Below are 17,080 nucleotides of genomic sequence, written 5' to 3'. Positions count from 1 at the left end.
CGAGTCCTCGGCGGCGGCCGGCAGTCGACGGTAGGACCGATCCCTTCATCCGGCTACCCTGAGTGAAGGCATCTCCCGCGAACGCCCCGATACAGCCACCTCCTCGTCACACTCCGCAGTCGAGCCCGCGCACGCCGGTCACGTCCCGACGCCTTCGGGCCAGCACTCCGACCCGGGCCGCGGTCAGGCCAGGGGCGTGTCGTGCAGGTTCGCCGCCAGGTCCCCCGGGGTGTCGAAGATGGCCAGGGCGCCGGCGTCGGACAGCTCGTCGTCCCCGAAGCCGCCGGACCGCACCACCAGCGCCGGCATGCCCGCGGCGTCGGCGGCCTTGACGTCCCAGACCGAGTCGCCGACCAGCACGCTCGGTGCGTCGTCCGGGGCACCCAGCCGGTGCAGCGCCACCTGCAGCAGGTCGGGCGCGGGCTTGGTCTCCTCGACGTCGTCGCCGGTGGTCCAGGCGTCGGCGACGTCGCGGGCGCCGAGCAGGTCGAGGGCGAGGTCCACGTGGTGCGGCTTGCCCGAGCTGGCCAGCACCAGCCGGTGCCCGCGCTCCTTCAGCGCCACGAGCAGGTCGCGCGCGCCGGGCAGCGCCGCCACCTCCGCCATGAGCGGGTCGGCCTCCTCGACCCACCGGGCGCGGGCCTGCTCCCCGATCCGCTCCTCCAGCGCGTCCCCGCCGATCGCCGCGACGAGCTGGTCGCCGCCCATGCCGATCAGCCGGTGGATCCGCCAGATCGGAAAGGTCTCGCCCAGCGAACGGAACGCCCGGTACCAGGCCAGCGCGTGCTGGTAGTTGCTGTCGACGAGGGTGCCGTCGACGTCGAGGACGGCGATCGTGGATGCGGGCATGGCCGCACCTCTGCCCGCCCGCCCCCCGGGGCAACCGCGGGCCCCCCGACCTGGGCAATTCCGCGCTTCTGCACCGGGCAGAAGCGCGAAATTGCACCGCGCAGAAGCGCGAAATTGCCCCGGGGGGCGGGAGCGGGGCGGGGGCGGGGCCGGGGCGGTCAGCCGTGGACGAGCAGGCCCCGCACCGTCTCCCCGGCCGCCTGGTCGCGGTAACCCTGCGTCAGCTCGTCGAGGCCGTACCGCCGGGTGATGAGGCGGTCGAGCTCCAGCCGGCCCTCCTCGTGCATCCGCAGCAGCCGCGGGATGTCGGTGAACGGGTTGCAGTTCCCGAACAGCGTTCCCTGCACGCGCTGCTGGAACGCTGTCGTGACCTGGCCGTTGAGGGGAACCATGCCCTCGGCCGGCCGGTCGGCCAGCGCGGTGAGCACGATCGTTCCGCCCTTGCCCAGGCACCGGCTCGCCGCCGCGTGCACCTCGGCGGACATCTTCCCGACGGTCACGACGACGACGTCCGCGCCGGTGCCCCGGGAGAGCTCGCGGGCCAGGACGGCGGCCTCCGTCGCGTCGGCGACCGTGTGCGTGGCGCCGACCGAACCGGCGAACGTCCGCTTCATCTCCACCGGGTCCACCCCGATCACGTGCAGCGCGCCCCCGTGCACGGCCCCCTGCACCGCGTTGACCCCCACCCCGCCCAGCCCGACGACGACGACCGTGTCCCCCGGCCGCACCCCGCCGGCGTACACGGCCGAGCCCCACCCGGTGGGCACGCTGCAGGCCAGCAGCGCGGCGGTGTCCAGCGGCACGGACGGGTCGATGCGCACGCAGGAGTACTCGTGCAGCACGGTGTGCCGGGCGAAGGCGCCGACCATGCAGAACCCGCCGAGCTCGCGGCCGTCGTCCAGCCGGAAGGGCAGCGTGCCGGTGGGCAGCCGGCCGGTGGCGATCGTGGCCCCGGCGTCGCAGATGCTCGAGCGCCCGGTGGCGCAGTACCGGCAGTGCCCGCAGGCGGGCAGGAAACTGGTGACGACGTGGTCGCCGGGGGCCACGCGGGTGACACCGGGCCCGACCGCGCGGACGACGGCGGAGCCCTCGTGACCACCGACGATGGGGAACGCCCCGCCGGGGTTGCTGTGCCGCAGGTGCTCGTCGGAGTGGCAGAGCCCGGCGAAGGCCATCTCCACCAGCACCTCGCCGGGCCCGGGATCGACGACCTCGAGCTCGACGATCCGGAAGTCCGTCTCCGGCTCGAACAGCACCGCTCCTGTGGTCCTCACCGGGCACCGGCTCCCTTCGTCCCTCGCCGAACGTCGGCGTCAGTCTGCCCCGGATCCCGGATGCCCTTCCCGGCCGGGACCGGAAGGCGGGGCCCCGCACCCGGCGGACCGGTGCGTACAGGAGGACGATGGGCCGGTGTCCGCACCCCACAGCCGCCCGTCCCCGGCAGCGTCGGCCGGCGGGCCGGAGCCGGCCGCCTGCCCCGGTTGCGGGGCGGTGCTCGCGCCCGCGCCGGGCTCGACCGGTGCCGACGGCGCCGCGGCGGCGTGCCGGCGGCTGTTCGAGGAGACCACCCGGGGCGCCCGCGAGGAGGCCGGCAGCGACGCGACCGCCGCGGCCACCGTGCACCTCGCCGACACCGCCTACGCCGCGCAGCACCCCGACCCAGCCGACCCGGGCGCCGTCCACGGCGTGCTGGACACGCTCGTGCGCCGGCTGGGTGACGACCCGAACCCCGACCCCGCACCCCAGCGACCCGCCGCGTGGCAGATGACGCCGGCGGACATCGCGGCCGACCTGGACGTCGTCGGGCTCGAGACGCTCGTGGAGACCTGGGCCCGCACCGTCGCCGAGGACTGGAGCCGGGCGGCCCGTTCGTGACTCGGGACGCGATCGTCACGCAGGGTCGATAAGGTATGAGCGATGAGTGAGGGCAGCGACCGCCGCGCGCGGAAGAAGGCGGCGACGCGGCAACTGGTGCTGGAGACCGCCCAGCGGCTGTTCGACCAGCGCGGCTTCGAGGCCGTGACGATCTCCGACATCGCGGCCACGGCCGACGTCGCCGTCCAGACCGTGTTCAACCACTTCGCGACGAAGGAGGACCTCTTCTTCGCCGGCCGCACCCCGTGGGTGGAGGCGCCGGCCGAGGCGGTCCGGGGTCGGCGGCCCGATGAGTCACCGGTGGCCGCCCTGCGGGAGGCGCTGCTGCGCGTCCTCGGCGAGCACGTCGCCGCGCTCGCCGACACCCCGCAGCGCCGGATGGTGACGACGATGGCCGCCTCGCCCGCCCTGGAGAGCCACGAGCGGGAGCTCAACGACCAGGCGCGGGCCCGCCTGGAGGACGCGCTGCTGGAGGCGTGGTCGGACGGCGGGGCGCCCTCGCGCGAGAACGTCCACCTGACCGCGGCCCTGGTCGCCTCGACGTGGATGGCCACGGTGCGCACCATCGCCTCGGAGGCGCGCCGGCCGCTCCCCGAGCCCGAGGACGCGGTGGACCGGGCCCGTCAGGCGGTCTCGCTGGCGGGCCGCGTGTTCGACAGCCTGGCGCTGGCGCTGGACTCCGGCGCGAGCCTGCAGCGGTAGCGACCCGCGATCAGACCGCGGCGGCCTCGCGCTCGGGCGCGCTGACCAGCGGCATCAGGACGTCGTCCACGAGCCGGTCGAGGCGCTCGGCCGGGATCGCGCCGTCGCCGCCGGCAGTGGTGAACCGCTGCCAGAGGAACGCCTCGAGCACCGAGCGGAGCAGGGCCAGGCGGTCCTCGGGCACGCCCTCCCCGCGGGCCTGCGCGCGCTCCCCGATGACGGCGACGGCGGCCGCGAGGGGGTGAACGAGCGCGGCGTCGAGGCCGGCGCGGAGCTCCTCGTCGTGCCGGGCGGCGCCGACGAGGCTGGCGACGGCGCACTCCTCGCGCGACAACGGCCGGCGCCATCCCTCGACCAGGACGGCGACGTCACCGCGGATCGAGCCGGTGTCCTCGGGCTGGTCGACCAGCCGGAACCGGCTGACCGCGTGCCGGGCCAGCGCGGACATCGTGGGCCAGCGGCGGTAGATGCCGGCCTTGCCGGCGCGGGCGCGGGCCGCGACGCGGTCGCTGTTGAGCCGCCCCCACCCCTCCTCGGCCAGGATCTCGACCGCGACGGACAGGAGTTGCTCGGACAGCTCCGCACTCAACGGCCTACCGGGGGTCCCGCTCACACCGTGCTCCCGTCCCTGGTCCTGCGCACCGGAGCATCCTGGCCGCTCGATGGACCGGCCACAAGGAATGAGGCCCTCCAGGATCGTTCCCGCTATGTGTGCGTCGTCACGCCCCGGCGGCGCTCTGCACCGGGACGTGCAGCATCCCGTCGTCCGCCGCCGACGCGGCGAGGGCGTCCCAGCGGTCGGCCCAGTCCCCGGCCGTGGCGCCGGGCTCGGCCGCGGTCCGCAGCGCCGCGGGGTCCAGCACGGCCGTGTCGGCGTCCACCAGGCGCCCCAGCCCGGCCTCGCGCAGCAGGCCGTCGGCCTCCTCGTCGGTGACCTCGCCGAGGGCGAGCACCACCCGGGTCAGGTCGTCCACGTGGACCACCCGCACCTCGGGACGCTCCTCGGCGCCCCCCACCAGCTCGACGATCACCGGAGGAGTCCTTTCAGACGTGCCAGGGGAACGGGGAGAAGTCCGGGTCGCGCTTCTCCAGGAAGGCGTCCCGGCCCTCCACCGCCTCCTCGGCCATGTAGGCCAGCCGGGTGGTCTCCCCGGCGAACAGCTGCTGACCGACCAGCCCGTCGTCGATCAGGTTGAAGGAGTACTTCAGCATCCGCTGGGCGGTCGGGCTCTTGGCGACGATCCGCCGTCCCCAGTCCAGGGCCGTGCGCTCCAGCTCCGCGTGCGGCACGACCCGGTTGACCATGCCCATCGCGTGCGCGTCGGCGGCGGTGTACTCCTCGCCGAGGAAGAAGATCTCCCGCGCGAACTTCTGCCCGACCTGGCGGGCGAGGTAGGCCGACCCGAACCCGCCGTCGAAGCTGCCGACGTCGGCGTCGGTCTGCTTGAACCGGGCGTGCTCGGCGCTGGCGAGGGTCAGGTCGGCGACGACGTGCAGGCTGTGCCCGCCGCCGGCCGCCCACCCGGGGACGACGCAGACGACGACCTTCGGCATGAACCGGATGAGCCGCTGCGCCTCGAGGATGTGCAGCCGGCCGGAGCTCCCCTGCGCGTGCTCGTACCCGTACCTGCCGCGGACCCGCTGGTCGCCGCCGGAGCAGAACGCCCAGCCGCCGTCCCGGGGGCTCGGGCCGTTGCCGGTGAGCAGCACGCAGCCGACGTCGGTGGACAGCCGGGCGTGCTCGAGGGCGGCGATCAGCTCGTCGACGGTCTGCGGGCGGAACGCGTTGCGCACCTCGGGCCGGTCGAAGGCGATGCGGACGACGCCGGCGTCGACGGCCCGGTGGTAGGTGATGTCGGCGAAGTCGAACCCCTCGACCGGCCGCCAGGCCGTCGCGTCGAAGATCTCCGAGACGTCGTCGCGCGCGCTCATGATCGGCACGGTAGTGCGGGTGCGCGGACGCCGTGCGGCCGGTCCGCGGGGCCGCGGCTCACCCGCCGAGCAGGCCGCCGACGCCGCCGGTCACGCCCCCGACGACGGAGCCCACGCCGTCGGTCACGCCACCGACGACCTCCCCGACGCCCTGCGGAACCCCGCCGAGCGGATCGCCGCCGGTCACACCGCCGACGACGGAGCCCACGCCGTCGGTCACGCCACCGACGACCTCGCCGACGCCCTGCGTAACGCCGCCGACGGTCCCCTGCACGACCTGCGGGACCGACGGCGGGGCGGGCGCCGGCACGGCCGGCGCGGTGCCGGGCGCCGGGACGCCCGGGGACGGGGTGCCGGGGGCCGCCGGCGTGCCGACGGTGCCCGTGCCGGGTGCGGGCGCCAGGGCCGCCCCGGGGGTGCCGGGCGCGGCGGCGACCGGTACGGCGGCCGCGGGCGCGCCGGGCAGCGCCCCGACGCCGGCCGGGGCGGCGCCGAACCCGTCGAGGAAGCCCTGCAGGCGGCTCCCGGCGACGCCGATGCCCTGCACCTGGGACGCCGAGACGCCGGCGCTGGTCGTCGTCGTGAACGGCCACCCGTCCAGGCCGGCCGCACCGAACAGCGGGGAGAGCCGGCCGAACTCCGTGGGGCCGGCGACGTCGGGGCCGCCGGCGACTCCCCCGCCGACCGCGTCCTCGGCGCCGATCGCGGTGTCGTCGGCGGCCTCCGCACCGCCGGGACCCGCCGTGGCCAGCAGGGGCGCCGCGATCAGCCCGGCCACCGCGGCCGTCATGAGCACGCGCCAGGTGCGGCGCTCGGCGGCGTCGTCGACCCCGCTCGACCGCGCGGTCCCGGCCGGCGAAGTGCCGGCGGGCGAGGTGCCGGCGGGCGTCGTTCCGGCGGGCGGGGACGGGGTGCGCCCGGCTGCTTCGGGCGCGCGGTGACGGCTGCTCACGGCGCGCCCCCTACCCAGCCGCGACCGTGTCACACATCACTGTCACATCGAACGCCGTCGACGACCCGCGCGTAGCGTCCGGCGGGTGGCCGACCGCACGGTGCTGCGCGTCGGCACGCTCAACCTGGCCTCCGGCCGGGGCCCCGCCGGCACGGCCCTCCCCGCCGAGCGCATCGCTGCCGCGCTCGCCGCGCTCGACGTCGACGTCCTCGCGGTGCAGGAGACCGACACGGCGCAGCCGCGGTCCGGCTGCACCGACCAGCCGGCGCTGGTGGCCGCGGCCCTGGGCGCGGCGGACTGGCGGGCGGCCGCCACGGTGACCGGCACCCCGGGCCCGGTGCGCAGCTGGGAGCCCGTCGACCCGCCTGTGCTGCGCGGTCCCGGCGACGCGCCGCCCGGCCCGCTCTACGGCCTCGCCCTGGTGAGCCGGCGACCGGTGGCGGAGTGGTCGGTCCTGGCGCTCGGCGGGGGTCGGGCGCGGCTGCCGGTGCGGGCGCCGGACCCGCGCACCGGCCGGGAGCGCTGGTGGTGGATCCCCGACGAGCCCCGGGTCGCGCTCGCGGCACGGGTGGACGGGCTCACCGTCGTCGGCACGCACCTGTCCTTCGCGCCGCCCACCGCGCTGCGGCAGCTGCGCCGGCTCAGGCGGTGGGTGGCGACGCTGCCCGGGCCCGTCGTCGTGGCCGGGGACCTCAACCTGCCGGGCGCCCTGCCCGCCCGGCTGCTCGGCGGCGTGCCGCTGGTGCGGGCGGCGACCTTCCCCGCCGCCGCGCCCCGCGTGCAGCTGGACCACCTGGTGGCGATCGGCGCCGAACCGGCCGGGGAGGGCAGCGCGTCGCTGCTCGCGGTCGGCGACCACCGCGCCCTCACCGCCCCCGTGCGCGGCTGACTGCCGCACCCTGCTCCTAGAGCAGCGGCAGCAGGCGCGGGAGAGAGGCGGCCAGGCCCGGGTGCAGCGGCACGCGCTCCAGCCCGGCCAGCGGGATCCAGCCGACCGCGGTGCTCTCGCCGTCCAGCCGCAGCCGCGCCGGGTCGATCAGGCGGGCCGGCCGCGCGAGCACGGTGGTGTAGGCCCAGCCGCCGTGGTCGTCGACCGAGCAGGTCCCGAGGACGACGTCGTCGCCGGTCAGCCCCAGCTCCTCGCGGACCTCGCGCAGGGCACCGCGCTCGGGCGCCTCGTCCGCGTACAGCGCGCCGCCGGGCGTGCCCCAGGTGCCGCCGTGGTGCGACCACTCGGCCCGGTGCTGGAGCAGGAACTCGGGCCCGATCTCCCCGTCCCGGTGCACGAGCAGCCCGGCCGCGCCCGCCCGGCCCCAGTGCCGGTGGCCCAGCGCGCACGTCGTCCAGCCGTCCGTCGGGGAGAACACGCCCCCCAGTGAACCGCACCGGCGGCGGGAGGCAGGATCGACCGGTGACCACCGTCCAGCTGCGCCGCTACCGCATCGAGCCGGGCCGGATGGCCGACTTCCTCACCTGGTTCCCGACGGTGCTGCCCGCCCGCGAGGCGTTCGGCTTCCGCGTCGTCTCCGCGTACGCCGACCACGCGCTGGACACCTTCACCTGGGCGATCGCGCACGACGGCGACGAGGCGGAGTTCCTGGCCGCCGTCGAGCGGTACGACGCCTCCCCGGAGAAGGCGGCCGCGTTCGAGACCTTCCCCCGGTGCGTCGCCGAGCAGGTCAACGGGTTCGTCGAGGACGTGCTGGGCCCGACGGCGACGCCTCGGTGACCATGCGCATCGCCGTCTTCACCGGGTCGCAGAGCGGGCCCGAGTCCCACCGCACGGCGGCCGCGGCCCTGGCCGGCGACCTGGCCCGGGCCGGGGTCGGCATCGTCTACGGCGGCGGGCACGTGGGCCTGATGGGTGTCGTGGCCGACGCGGCGCTGGCCGCCGGCGGCGAGGTGGTCGGCGTCATCCCGCAGCACCTGGTGGACGACGAGCTCGCGCACCCCCGGCTGCCCCGCCTGGAGATCGTCTCCTCCATGCACGAACGCAAGGCCCGGATGGCCGAGCTCTCCGACGCCTTCGTCGCCCTGCCCGGGGCGGCCGGCACCCTCGAGGAGCTGTTCGAGGCCTGGACCTGGGGAATGCTCGGGCTGCACGCCAAGCCGACGGTGCTGGTCGACGTCGACGGGTTCTGGCAGCCGCTGCTGGCCCAGCTGCGCCGGATGGCCGACGACGGCTACCTCGACCGGCGCCGGCTCGACGCGCTGGGCGTGGTGACCGACGCCGCGGGTCTGCTGGCGTTCGTCGAGGGCTACGAGCACCCGCCCCGCAAGTGGACCCCGACGCCGGCCTGACCCACCCCCCGCGCAATTCCGCGCTTCTGCCCGGGGGCAACTCCGCGCTTCTGCCCTGGGGCAACTTCGCGCTTCTGCGCCGCGCAATTTCGCGCTTCTGCACGGCGAGGGCGGTCGCCGGCGGCCGTAACGCCCCCGCAAAGGGGCGGTGGTCCACTGGGGTCGTGACGGTGGAGGTGGTGCGCGAGACCCGGATGGTGCACGGGCACCGGCGGGCGTTCCTGCGCGCCGGCGAGGGCCCGGCCCTGCTGCTCATCCACGGCATCGGCAACAACGCCCGGACCTGGGCCGGCGTCATCGGGAAGCTGGCCGCCACGCACACCGTCATCGCGCCGGACCTGCTCGGCCACGGCGACTCCGACAAGCCCCGCGGCGACTACTCGATCGCCGGCTACGCCAACGGCATGCGCGACCTGCTCTCGGTGCTCGACATCGAGCAGGTCACCGTGATCGGGCACTCCCTCGGCGGCGGGGTCGCCCTGCAGTTCGCCTACCAGTTCCCCGAGCGCTGCCAGCGGATCGTGCTCGTGGGCAGCGGCGGGCTCGGGTCCGAGCTCTCGGCGACGCTTCGGGCCGCGACCCTGCCCGGCGCGGAGGTCGTGCTGACGGGGCTGGCGGGGGCCTCCGGCGTGCTCCGCACCGGGCTGCGGGGGCTCGAGGGCTTCGGCCGCCTCGCCGGGTGGAAGCAGGCGCGCGACCTGGCCGAGGCCGGCGAGGCGCTGCTGGCGCTGCGCGACGTCGAGGCGCGCCGCGCGTTCCTGCGGACGCTGCGCAGCGTGGTCGACGCGCGTGGGCAGGCGGTGACCGCTCTGGACCGGCTGTACCTGGCCAACGCGATCCCGATGCTGGTCATCTGGGGCAGCCGCGACCCGATCGTGCCGATCAGCCACGCCGACGCCGTCCGCGCCCTGGTGCCCACGGCCAGGCTCGAGGTGTTCGAGGACGCCGGCCACTGGCCGCACCTCGACGATCCGCAGCGCTTCTGCCGGGTGGTGTCGCGGTTCCTCCGCGACACCGAGCCGGCCGCGCACGACCGGGACAGCTGGCGCGCGCTCCTGGCCCAGGAGCCCTAGCCTCCCCGCGGTGGAGTCCTGGGACGTCGTGGTCGTCGGTGGCGGCCCGGCGGGCGCGGCGGCCGCCCTGTCCGCGCGGCGGGCCGGCGCGTCCGTGCTGGTGCTCGACCGGGCCGAGTTCCCCCGCGACAAGGTCTGCGGCGACGGGATCGCCCCCGAGGCGCTCGACGTGCTCGCCGTGCTGGGCGCCGATCCGGCCGCGCTGGTCGCCGGGTATCCCGCGGTGCCGCGGCTGACGCTGCGGGCCCCGCGCGGCGCCGTCGTCGAGCGGGACACCGTCCGCCCCTCCTACGTCGTCCCCCGGCTGGTCCTCGACGCCCGGATCCTGGCCGCGGCGCGCGCGGCGGGCGCCCGCGTCCGGCGGCACCGGGTCCGGTCGATCGCGGTGGACGACGACGGCGTGGTCGTCGACGGCGCCGTCCGGGCGGGCGTGCTCGTCGGGGCGGACGGCGCGGAGTCCGTCGTCCGCCGGGCACTGGGCCTGCCCCGTTCCCCCGACGACCGGATCGCCGTGGCCATCCGCGGCTACGCCCCCGAGCCGCCGCTGCGCCCCGGCACCCAGGTGCTGGTGACCACCGAGCAGCGCTGGCCCGCCTACGCCTGGTCGTTCCCGCTCGGCGACGGCCGGGCCAACGTCGGCTACGGCGAGCTCGTCTCCGGCGGCGCCACGCGGGAGCAGCTGGTCGCGGGGCTCGCGCGGCTGCTGCCGGGGGTGCGCCCCGAGGGGCTCCGGGCGCACCGGCTGCCGCTGTCGACCGGCCGGCCGCGTCAGCCCGACGGCCGGGTGCTGCTGGCCGGGGACGCGGCGTCGCTGATCAACCCGCTGACCGGGGAGGGCATCTTCTACGCGGTGCTGTCGGGCGCCCTGGCCGGATCGGCGGCTCCGGCGGGGTCACGGGCCGGCGCGGTCTACCGGCGCGCGCTGCGCTCCCGGCTGGGGTCGCACCTGCGGGCGACGTCGGCGGCCTCGCAGCTGTCCCGGTGGCCGCTGCTGATGGACGCCGCCGTCCGGGGCGCGGCGGCCGACCAGCGGGTGTTCGACGACGTGGTGGCGCTGGGCCTCGCCGACGGCCGGCTGACGGCGCGGACGCTGGCCGCCGCCGTCCGTCGGCTCCGCTCCGCGTCGGGCTAGGCGACCTCGACGCGGTCGCGGCCGGCGCGCTTGGCCCGGTAGAGCGCGGCGTCGGCCGCGGTGTACAGCCCGCGCACCCCGCTCGCGTGGTCGGGTGCATGGGCGACGCCGACGCTCACCGACACCGCCAGGAGCCCGCCGTCGGGCAGCCGCAGCGGCGTCGAGCGGACGGCCTGCAGCAGCACGTCGGCCCGCCGGGCGGCGACCGAGGCGGAGCAGCCTGGCAGCAGGACCGCCAGCTCGTCGCCGCCGAGCCGGCTCAGCACGGCGTCGCCGACGCGGACGTGGCGGCGGATCAGGCCGGCCAGGTGCACCAGGGCGTCGTCGCCGACGGGGTGCCCGTGGCGGTCGTTGATCTGCTTGAAGGAGTCGACGTCGAGCAGCACCAGCGCGGTGCCCTCGCGGCGCGGTGCCCTGTCCAGCGCGTGCTCCAGCGCCTCGTCGAACACGCGGCGGTTGAGCAGGCCGGTGAGGGAGTCCACCGTGGCCTGCTCCTCCAGCGCGCGGACCAGGCCCTCCTGCACGGAGCCGGCCCGGACGAGCATGGTCGCGACCAGCACCAGCACCGCGCCGAAGAAGACGACGTCGATCACCGCGTCCTCGACCGGCAGCAGCAGCACGAGCGCGGCCAGGTCGCCGAGCACGGCCAGCGCGGTGACCACCACGACGGCGCCTCGGCGCAGGTGGGAGGCCACCCACAGCACCGGGAAGGCGAAGAACGCCTGGCCTGCGGCGGAGGGGTCCTCGGTGATGACGTTGAGCACGCAGGTCATGAGGACGGCGCCGACGCCGATGCCGAGGAAGGCGCCGAACCGGTCGAGCGTCCGCGGGTCGCACAGCAGGGCGATCGCCCCGAGGACCGCGAGCACGGCCGCGCCCGCCCACGACGCGGCGCGCGTCGTGTCAGTGACCGAGTTCGGCCCGAACGCGGTGGAGACGGCGAGGACGACGGCGCAGACGACGCTGATGCCGGCGCCCGACCGAGCCGCGGTGCGCGGCTCACGGGCCCGGAACGTCGGCGGCAGTCTCACCCCTGCGAGATCGGCACGGGCCGGGTCGCGGCTGAGCCCCCGCTCACTCCGGCGAGGGACTCCGGAGCCCGCGCCCGGATGTGTACCGGTGCGGCCGGGCCTCTGGCACGGTGTCGCGGTCGCCGGGAAGGTCCCGGGAACGCTGGAGGGACAACTGATGGTCGACGCGAGCTGGCTGCCCGACCCGAGTGGGACGCACGAGCTGCGCTACTGGAACGGCAGCGCCTGGACCGAGCACGTCTCGGACCAGGGCACGACGGGCACCGACGCGCCGAGCGCCGAGCTGCCGCCGCCGGGTCCGGCCGCGCCGCCGCCCCCGCCGCCCCCGCAGGGCGCCGCCGGGTACGCCGCCCCCGGGTACGGCGCCCCCGACCCGGCGCAGGTCGGGAACGGCCAGCCCCCGGGGAACGGCCAGGCCCCGGGGTACGGCCAGCCGCAGCCGGCGCCGGCCGGCAAGCCGAGCTGGAAGGACCGGCTCAAGCAGGTCGCCGACCAGGGCAAGGCGGTCGCCGAGTCCGGCAAGGCGAAGCTCGCCGAGCAGTCGGCCAAGCGGACCGAGCAGTGGGCCAACGACCCCAACACCCTGTGGTTCGGCGAGAGCAAGGGCGGGGCCACCGGTGCGGCCGGTGTCGCCAAGGCGCGGTACCGGATCACCAAGGACCGCATCTGGATCGAGAGCGGCCTGCTCGGCACCAAGACCGAGAGCGTGCCGCTGTGGGCGGTCCGCGACATGGACGTCCGGCAGGCGGTCTGGCAGCGCGGCAAGGACGTCGGGGACCTCGTCCTGGGCCTCGACGACCCGGCGTACGGCGTCCAGCAGGACACCTTCAATTTCACCGGCGCCCCGGAGGCCGGTGCGACGACCAGCGGCCAGGTGGTGCTCGACAACATCGAGGGCCCGCACCAGGTCTACGACCTGCTGGCGCCGCTGGTCAGCGCGGCCCGCAGCAAGAAGACGATGGAGCGGCAGTCGCAGTACGTGCACCACATGACCCCCGGCGCGGGCTACGGCGCCCCGGCGCCCGCGCCCGCCCCGGCGCCCGCTCCCGCCCCGGCCGCGCCCGACCTCGTCGAGCAGCTGCGCAAGCTGGGCGAGCTGCGCGACGCCGGGATCCTCACCGAGGAGGAGTTCGCCGCGCAGAAGGCGAAGCTGCTCGGCTGAGCCGTACGCCGTGCGCCCCGTGCCCGTTCCACGCCGGTTCCGGGCCCGGGGCGCACGGTGCCGGTGTCAGGCGGGGTCGACGGCGCGCCGGCGCAGCATCGCGACCAGCTCGTCGCCGAGCCCCGCCTCGCGCAGCGGCCGGAGCGGGTCCCCGTGGCGCTGCCGGAGCGTGGCCAGCGCCGTCTCCATCGCGACCGCCGAGAAGTCCTGGCCGATGGCCGAGCGGGTGAACGTGTTCCGGTTGACCCCGTGCGAGGCGAGGATCGCCCCCATCAGGGGCTGCAGCCGCCGTCCCACCGCCGCGATGTTGGTCCCGGTGACCGCGTAGTCGGCGACGACGTCGTCGTCGTCGGCACCCAGGGCCAGGAGGAAGGCCGCGGCCAGCACCCCGGTGCGGTCCTTGCCGGCCGAACAGTGGAACGCCGTCGCGCCCGGCGTCACGGCGAGCACCGCCAGCGCCGTCACGATCTGGCCGGCGGCGGTCGAGAACAGGTCCGCGTACATGCCGCCCATGCCGACCGGGTCCCGCGGGTCGACGCCGCTGCCCGGTCCGGCGGTCGGCCGCAGTCCCGGCATCAGCGGCAGGTGGTGGTAGGCCACCGGCAGTTCACCGAACACCCCGCGGCCGGTGTTGCGGACCTCCCCCGGGGTGCGCAGGTCGATCACCGCGGCGAGGCCGTCGGCGATCAGGGTCTCGGCGTCCTCGCGCGGGGTGAGGGACAGGTCGTCGGCGCGGATCGCCACCCCGCGACGCACCGTGCCGCCGACGGCGGGGATCCCCCCGAGGTCGCGCAGGTTGGCCGGCGCGGACAGGGTCAGGTTCTCGGTCATGGGCACCGCTCCCGTCGGGTCGTCGCCGCGGCGGCGCAGAGTAGAACGACGGCGCACCTCCCCGACGCACCCAGTTCTACACCGCTCCCCGGGCACTTCCGCGCTTCTGCCCCCGAGCAATTCCGCGCTCCTGCCCCGGGCACTACCGCGCTTCTGCACGGAACGCCCCGGCGAGGTGTGAGCGGAGGGCGTGGGATTCGAACCCACGAAGAGGGATTACCTCTTAGCGGTTTTCAAGACCGCCGCCATCGGCCACTAGGCGAGCCCTCCTGGCGCGTCGAGGCTATCGCCCGGTCCCCGCCTACCCGTCCGGCGGACACTCCGGGCCGCCACCTCGTTGACCGCCCTCCGGCGCGGGTCGATCATGCCGAGCGAAGCGCGCACCCCGTCGGAGGTGGGGATCCCGGGGACGGGCATGCTGCGCCCACCGCCCGCGCGACCGGCAGGAGATCCCGTGCCCACCCCCTACGCCAGTGTCGGCGGCGTCGACGCCGACCTGCCGCAGCACGCCGCCGACGTGCGCAGGAGCCGCCTCCCGCTGGTGCCGACGGCGGAGGGTGTCACCTTCTGCCTCGACGTGGACCCCAGCGGCGCGCTGCTCGGCGTGACCTCGGGCGAGGACGCCGCCGACAGCGCGGTGCCCGGCTTCTGGGCCGGTCCTATCACCTCCGTCGTCTGCCGGGCCCTGCTGCCCGACCCCGAGGACTTCTGGCGCTCGCGGCTGGTGGCCGACGTCGCCGGCGCCGAGCCGGTGCCGGTGGTCGCGGGCCTGGTCGACCTCGCCCATGCCGGTCCGGGCGCCTACCGCCGCGGCCGCACGACCCGGCTGCGGCTGTCCCTGGCGGCCGAGCGCGTGCAGGCCGCCGGGGCCGGACGTGGGCCCGCGCTGTCCTGCCCGCCCGGGCAGGCCGCCGCGGAGGTGACCGGCGTCGTCCGGGCGGCGGACCGGCGGACGTCGGCGCGCACCGGCCGGGCCTTCGCCGTGCTCACCGTGGAGACCGCCGGCGGGATCGCCCTCGACGTGTGCGCCGCCCCGGAGGTCCTGGCCGACCTCCCGGCGGTGGGCGCGTCGGTCACCGCCGTCGGCCGGCTCACCGGCGTCTTCGCCGGGACGCTCGGCGAGCTCGCCCCGGAGCTGTCACCCGACGTCGAGCCCGCCCTCGTCGTCAGCGCGCGGCCGGCGGTCCTCCCCCGCTCCCCCGTGCCGCTGTACGTCCCGGCCGACTCCCCGGACTGGCCTGCGACGACACCGCTGCTCGAGCTCGCCGGCAGCCCGCAGGTGCTCGCGCCGCTGGTGCACACCGCCGGCGCCACCCACGCCGGCGTCCTCGCCTGCTGCGTCGACTGGGACGGCCGCTGGCAGCTGCGCCGCTTCCCGCCGGGCGCGGTCGTGCCCGACACGGTGCTCGACCTGGCCGGCCCGCCGCAGCAGTGCGTGGTGCACAGGGGTGGCGTGGCCGTCGTCGTCGGCCGGGAGCTGCTGGTCCTGGACGCCGCCCTGCAGGTGCTGCACCGGGCGACGTTCCCGCCGGAGGGCGCGCTGGCCCTGGTGGCCTCCCCGGCCTCGGTGCACGTGCTGGTGACCGAGGCGGCCGGCCCGCACGACGCGCCCGACGACGCCGGACGGCGGGCCGCGGCCCAGGGCGCGGTCGTGCACCGGTACCGGCTGCACCGCCTCGAGCCGGCCCGGCTGGGCGATCCCGCGAGCAACCCGTGGCAGAAGACGGACCTGCCGGTCAGCGGCATCTACCCGCAGCTGCCGCCGTCCGAGGTGCCGGGCTGGATCGAACCGACGCCCGCCGACACGCGCGGCGAGGGGCTCTGGTTCGCCGTCCCCGGCAGGGATGCCTGGGACCGGCCCGCCCAGCACCACCTCACCGTCACCGCCGAGGGCGCGCTGAGCCTGCAGACCGATCCCGGCGGACCGCCGTGGACCACCGCCCGCCGGCTGCACGACGGCCTCCTGCTCACCGGGGACGCCGGTGGCCCGGGCGTCGACGGGGTCCGGACCGCTCAGGCCGGTCCCGTCGACACCCGGCTGCTGCCCGCCCCCGTGCCGGCCGCGCTCGCCACCCGACTCGACGGGCGGGGCAGCGTCCTGTTCGAGCTCCGGGCGGGGGGCTGGACCCAGGTCGCGGCCGCTCCCGTTGGTGTCCAGGCCAGCGCGGCGCTCGACCCCCGCACCGGCGCCCGCTGGTACGGGCTGTCCGGAGCCGAGCACCCCTCGGTCCTCGGCGTGGTGACCGGCCAGGGGCCGCTGCGCCCGGTGCTGCAGACCCGCGAGCCGTTCGCGGTGGTGGCCGTGGCCGACGACGCGGCGGTGCTGTCGGCCTCGCCCCCGGGCCTGCCCGCGCTCGACCTGCGGGACGGGCGGCTGGTGGCCGCCGGTCAGCCGGCCGCCGCCGGCACGCAGCGCCCCCTGACCAGCCTCGTCCAGGTGGGGACGGCGTCGTGACCGAGCAGCAGTGGACCGACAGCCGGCTGCGGGTCCGGGTGCCCGAGGGCTGGTCGGTCAGGGAGTCCTGGACCCTCGTCGCGCCCGACGCGCAGGCGAACGTCGTCGTCGCGCGGGAGCCGCTGCCCCCGGCCGTGCGCACCGAGCAGTACGCCCAGGGGCTGGGCGACCGGCTCGGCGCGGAGTTCCCGAACTACCAGCAGCACGTGCTCACCGTCGTGCCGCTGAGCTCCGGGCCCGCCTACGCGCGGCTGTTCTCGTGGGCACCGCCCGGCGGGGCACGCGTCGTCCAGGTGCAGGTCTGCGCCACGACGCCGGGCACCGGCTTCACCGCGACCGCCGCCGCCCCCGCGGCGTCCTTCGAGTACCTCGCCGACACCCTCGACGGGGTACTCCGCTCGCTCGGGTTCGGCGCCGCCCCGGCCGCGCAGCCTCCCGCGACCGCGCCGCCGCCCGCTCCCGAGCCGCCTGCTCCCGAGCAGCCCGCTGCCGCGCCCGTGCTGCTGACCAAGCCGGTGGTCTCCGGGCCCGTGGAGCCCGAGCCGGCGCCCGAGCCGCCGCCCGCGGAGCCGGAACCCGAGCCGGAGCCAGAGCCGGAGCAGGCGCCGGGGCCCGTGGAGCCGGAACCCGAGCCGGAGCCCGCCGCCGCCGAGGAACCGCCGCCCGCCGCGCCGCCCGGGTCCGGGTCGGGCTCGACGTCGGCCACGGTCCTGGTCCAGCTCCCCCGCCTGCCCCCGGGACCGCCCCCGCCGCCGCGCCCGCCCTCGTAGCGCCACCCTGCGGGC

Annotated in this window: 19 protein-coding genes and 1 tRNA gene; 10 read left to right on the top strand and 10 right to left on the bottom strand. The window is 76.8% G+C overall.

Features of this window, described 5'->3' with window-relative positions:
- Positions 1 to 183 precede the first annotated feature (183 nt).
- Both BMY88_RS20020 and BMY88_RS20015 read right to left on the bottom strand, forming a co-directional pair.
- A complete protein-coding gene (locus tag BMY88_RS20020; protein ID WP_091947918.1) occupies positions 184 to 849 on the bottom strand; it encodes an HAD family hydrolase in 666 nt (221 codons plus the stop codon).
- A gap of 158 nt (positions 850 to 1,007) precedes the next feature.
- Complete coding sequence (locus BMY88_RS20015) at positions 1,008 to 2,123, bottom strand: NDMA-dependent alcohol dehydrogenase (RefSeq protein ID WP_091947916.1); 1,116 nt, start codon at positions 2,121 to 2,123, stop codon at positions 1,008 to 1,010.
- Between the two features lie 136 nt (positions 2,124 to 2,259).
- On the opposite strand from BMY88_RS20015, the gene BMY88_RS20010 reads away from it, so the two are divergent.
- Positions 2,260 to 2,724, top strand: a complete 465-nt coding sequence (locus BMY88_RS20010; protein WP_139220530.1) for a DUF5946 family protein — start codon at positions 2,260 to 2,262, stop codon at positions 2,722 to 2,724.
- 42 nt (positions 2,725 to 2,766) lie between these two features.
- On the top strand, positions 2,767 to 3,426 hold the full coding sequence (locus tag BMY88_RS20005) for a TetR/AcrR family transcriptional regulator (protein WP_091947910.1): 660 nt from the start codon (positions 2,767 to 2,769) through the stop codon (positions 3,424 to 3,426).
- Positions 3,427 to 3,436: 10 nt separating this feature from the next.
- Here the strand turns inward: BMY88_RS20005 and BMY88_RS20000 are convergent, their stop codons facing one another.
- From BMY88_RS20000 to BMY88_RS23940, 4 genes are all read right to left on the bottom strand, one after another.
- Positions 3,437 to 4,015 carry a TetR-like C-terminal domain-containing protein gene (locus tag BMY88_RS20000; RefSeq protein WP_244524816.1) on the bottom strand — a complete coding sequence of 193 codons (579 nt, stop codon included), beginning with the start codon at positions 4,013 to 4,015 and terminating at the stop codon, positions 3,437 to 3,439.
- 130 nt (positions 4,016 to 4,145) lie between these two features.
- Entirely contained in the window at positions 4,146 to 4,457 is a 312-nt protein-coding gene (locus BMY88_RS19995) for a hypothetical protein (protein WP_091947904.1), read from the bottom strand.
- A 13-nt stretch (positions 4,458 to 4,470) separates the two neighbouring features.
- Entirely contained in the window at positions 4,471 to 5,358 is an 888-nt protein-coding gene (locus BMY88_RS19990; protein WP_091948082.1) for a 1,4-dihydroxy-2-naphthoyl-CoA synthase, read from the bottom strand.
- Between the two features lie 58 nt (positions 5,359 to 5,416).
- Positions 5,417 to 6,310, bottom strand: a complete 894-nt coding sequence (locus tag BMY88_RS23940; RefSeq protein ID WP_170861207.1) for a hypothetical protein — start codon at positions 6,308 to 6,310, stop codon at positions 5,417 to 5,419.
- A gap of 85 nt (positions 6,311 to 6,395) precedes the next feature.
- Here BMY88_RS23940 and BMY88_RS19980 point away from each other — a divergent pair, with 85 nt between their 5' ends.
- On the top strand, positions 6,396 to 7,199 hold the full coding sequence (locus BMY88_RS19980) for an endonuclease/exonuclease/phosphatase family protein (protein ID WP_244524815.1): 804 nt from the start codon (positions 6,396 to 6,398) through the stop codon (positions 7,197 to 7,199).
- 16 nt (positions 7,200 to 7,215) lie between these two features.
- Here BMY88_RS19980 and BMY88_RS19975 read toward each other — a convergent pair whose 3' ends face one another.
- Positions 7,216 to 7,677, bottom strand: coding sequence for an NUDIX domain-containing protein (locus tag BMY88_RS19975; RefSeq protein ID WP_091947901.1), 462 nt, complete (start codon positions 7,675 to 7,677; stop codon positions 7,216 to 7,218).
- Between the two features lie 44 nt (positions 7,678 to 7,721).
- Here BMY88_RS19975 and BMY88_RS19970 point away from each other — a divergent pair, with 44 nt between their 5' ends.
- The 4 genes from BMY88_RS19970 to BMY88_RS19955 all read left to right on the top strand — a co-directional run bounded on the left by BMY88_RS19970 (position 7,722) and on the right by BMY88_RS19955 (position 10,816).
- Complete coding sequence (locus BMY88_RS19970) at positions 7,722 to 8,039, top strand: hypothetical protein (protein WP_091947899.1); 318 nt, start codon at positions 7,722 to 7,724, stop codon at positions 8,037 to 8,039.
- 2 nt (positions 8,040 to 8,041) lie between these two features.
- Positions 8,042 to 8,611 (top strand): LOG family protein, encoded by a 570-nt coding sequence (locus tag BMY88_RS19965; RefSeq protein WP_091947894.1) that lies wholly within the window; start codon positions 8,042 to 8,044, stop codon positions 8,609 to 8,611.
- 164 nt (positions 8,612 to 8,775) lie between these two features.
- Positions 8,776 to 9,684, top strand: coding sequence for an alpha/beta fold hydrolase (locus tag BMY88_RS19960; protein WP_211435744.1), 909 nt, complete (start codon positions 8,776 to 8,778; stop codon positions 9,682 to 9,684).
- Positions 9,685 to 9,694: 10 nt separating this feature from the next.
- The gene (locus tag BMY88_RS19955) at positions 9,695 to 10,816 is read left to right on the top strand and encodes an NAD(P)/FAD-dependent oxidoreductase (RefSeq protein WP_091947891.1); all 1,122 of its coding nucleotides are present in this window, start codon (positions 9,695 to 9,697) and stop codon (positions 10,814 to 10,816) included.
- On the opposite strand, the gene BMY88_RS19950 is transcribed toward BMY88_RS19955, so the two are convergent.
- Entirely contained in the window at positions 10,813 to 11,847 is a 1,035-nt protein-coding gene (locus tag BMY88_RS19950; RefSeq protein ID WP_244524814.1) for a GGDEF domain-containing protein, read from the bottom strand. The two genes, BMY88_RS19955 and BMY88_RS19950, sit on opposite strands and share 4 nt — an antisense overlap.
- 157 nt (positions 11,848 to 12,004) lie before the next feature.
- Between BMY88_RS19950 and BMY88_RS24185 the strand changes: the two genes are divergently transcribed.
- On the top strand, positions 12,005 to 13,009 hold the full coding sequence (locus BMY88_RS24185; RefSeq protein ID WP_211435743.1) for a PH domain-containing protein: 1,005 nt from the start codon (positions 12,005 to 12,007) through the stop codon (positions 13,007 to 13,009).
- 66 nt (positions 13,010 to 13,075) lie between these two features.
- Here the strand turns inward: BMY88_RS24185 and BMY88_RS19940 are convergent, their stop codons facing one another.
- Both BMY88_RS19940 and BMY88_RS19935 read right to left on the bottom strand, forming a co-directional pair.
- Positions 13,076 to 13,840, bottom strand: coding sequence for a tyrosine-protein phosphatase (locus BMY88_RS19940; RefSeq protein ID WP_091947886.1), 765 nt, complete (start codon positions 13,838 to 13,840; stop codon positions 13,076 to 13,078).
- Between the two features lie 182 nt (positions 13,841 to 14,022).
- Positions 14,023 to 14,110: transfer RNA gene (locus BMY88_RS19935), tRNA-Ser, on the bottom strand.
- Between the two features lie 184 nt (positions 14,111 to 14,294).
- Here BMY88_RS19935 and BMY88_RS19930 point away from each other — a divergent pair.
- Both BMY88_RS19930 and BMY88_RS19925 read left to right on the top strand, forming a co-directional pair.
- Positions 14,295 to 16,295, top strand: a complete 2,001-nt coding sequence (locus BMY88_RS19930; protein WP_091947883.1) for a hypothetical protein — start codon at positions 14,295 to 14,297, stop codon at positions 16,293 to 16,295.
- A complete protein-coding gene (locus tag BMY88_RS19925) occupies positions 16,292 to 17,065 on the top strand; it encodes a DcrB-related protein (RefSeq protein ID WP_091947880.1) in 774 nt (257 codons plus the stop codon). The genes BMY88_RS19930 and BMY88_RS19925 overlap by 4 nt, the downstream gene beginning before the upstream one ends.
- Positions 17,066 to 17,080 lie beyond the last annotated feature (15 nt).

The organism is Trujillonella endophytica (genome assembly GCF_900110555.1).
Taxonomy (GTDB): Bacteria; Actinomycetota; Actinomycetes; order Mycobacteriales; family Geodermatophilaceae; genus Trujillonella; species Trujillonella endophytica.
This window is presented reverse-complemented; position numbering and strand designations above follow the sequence as displayed.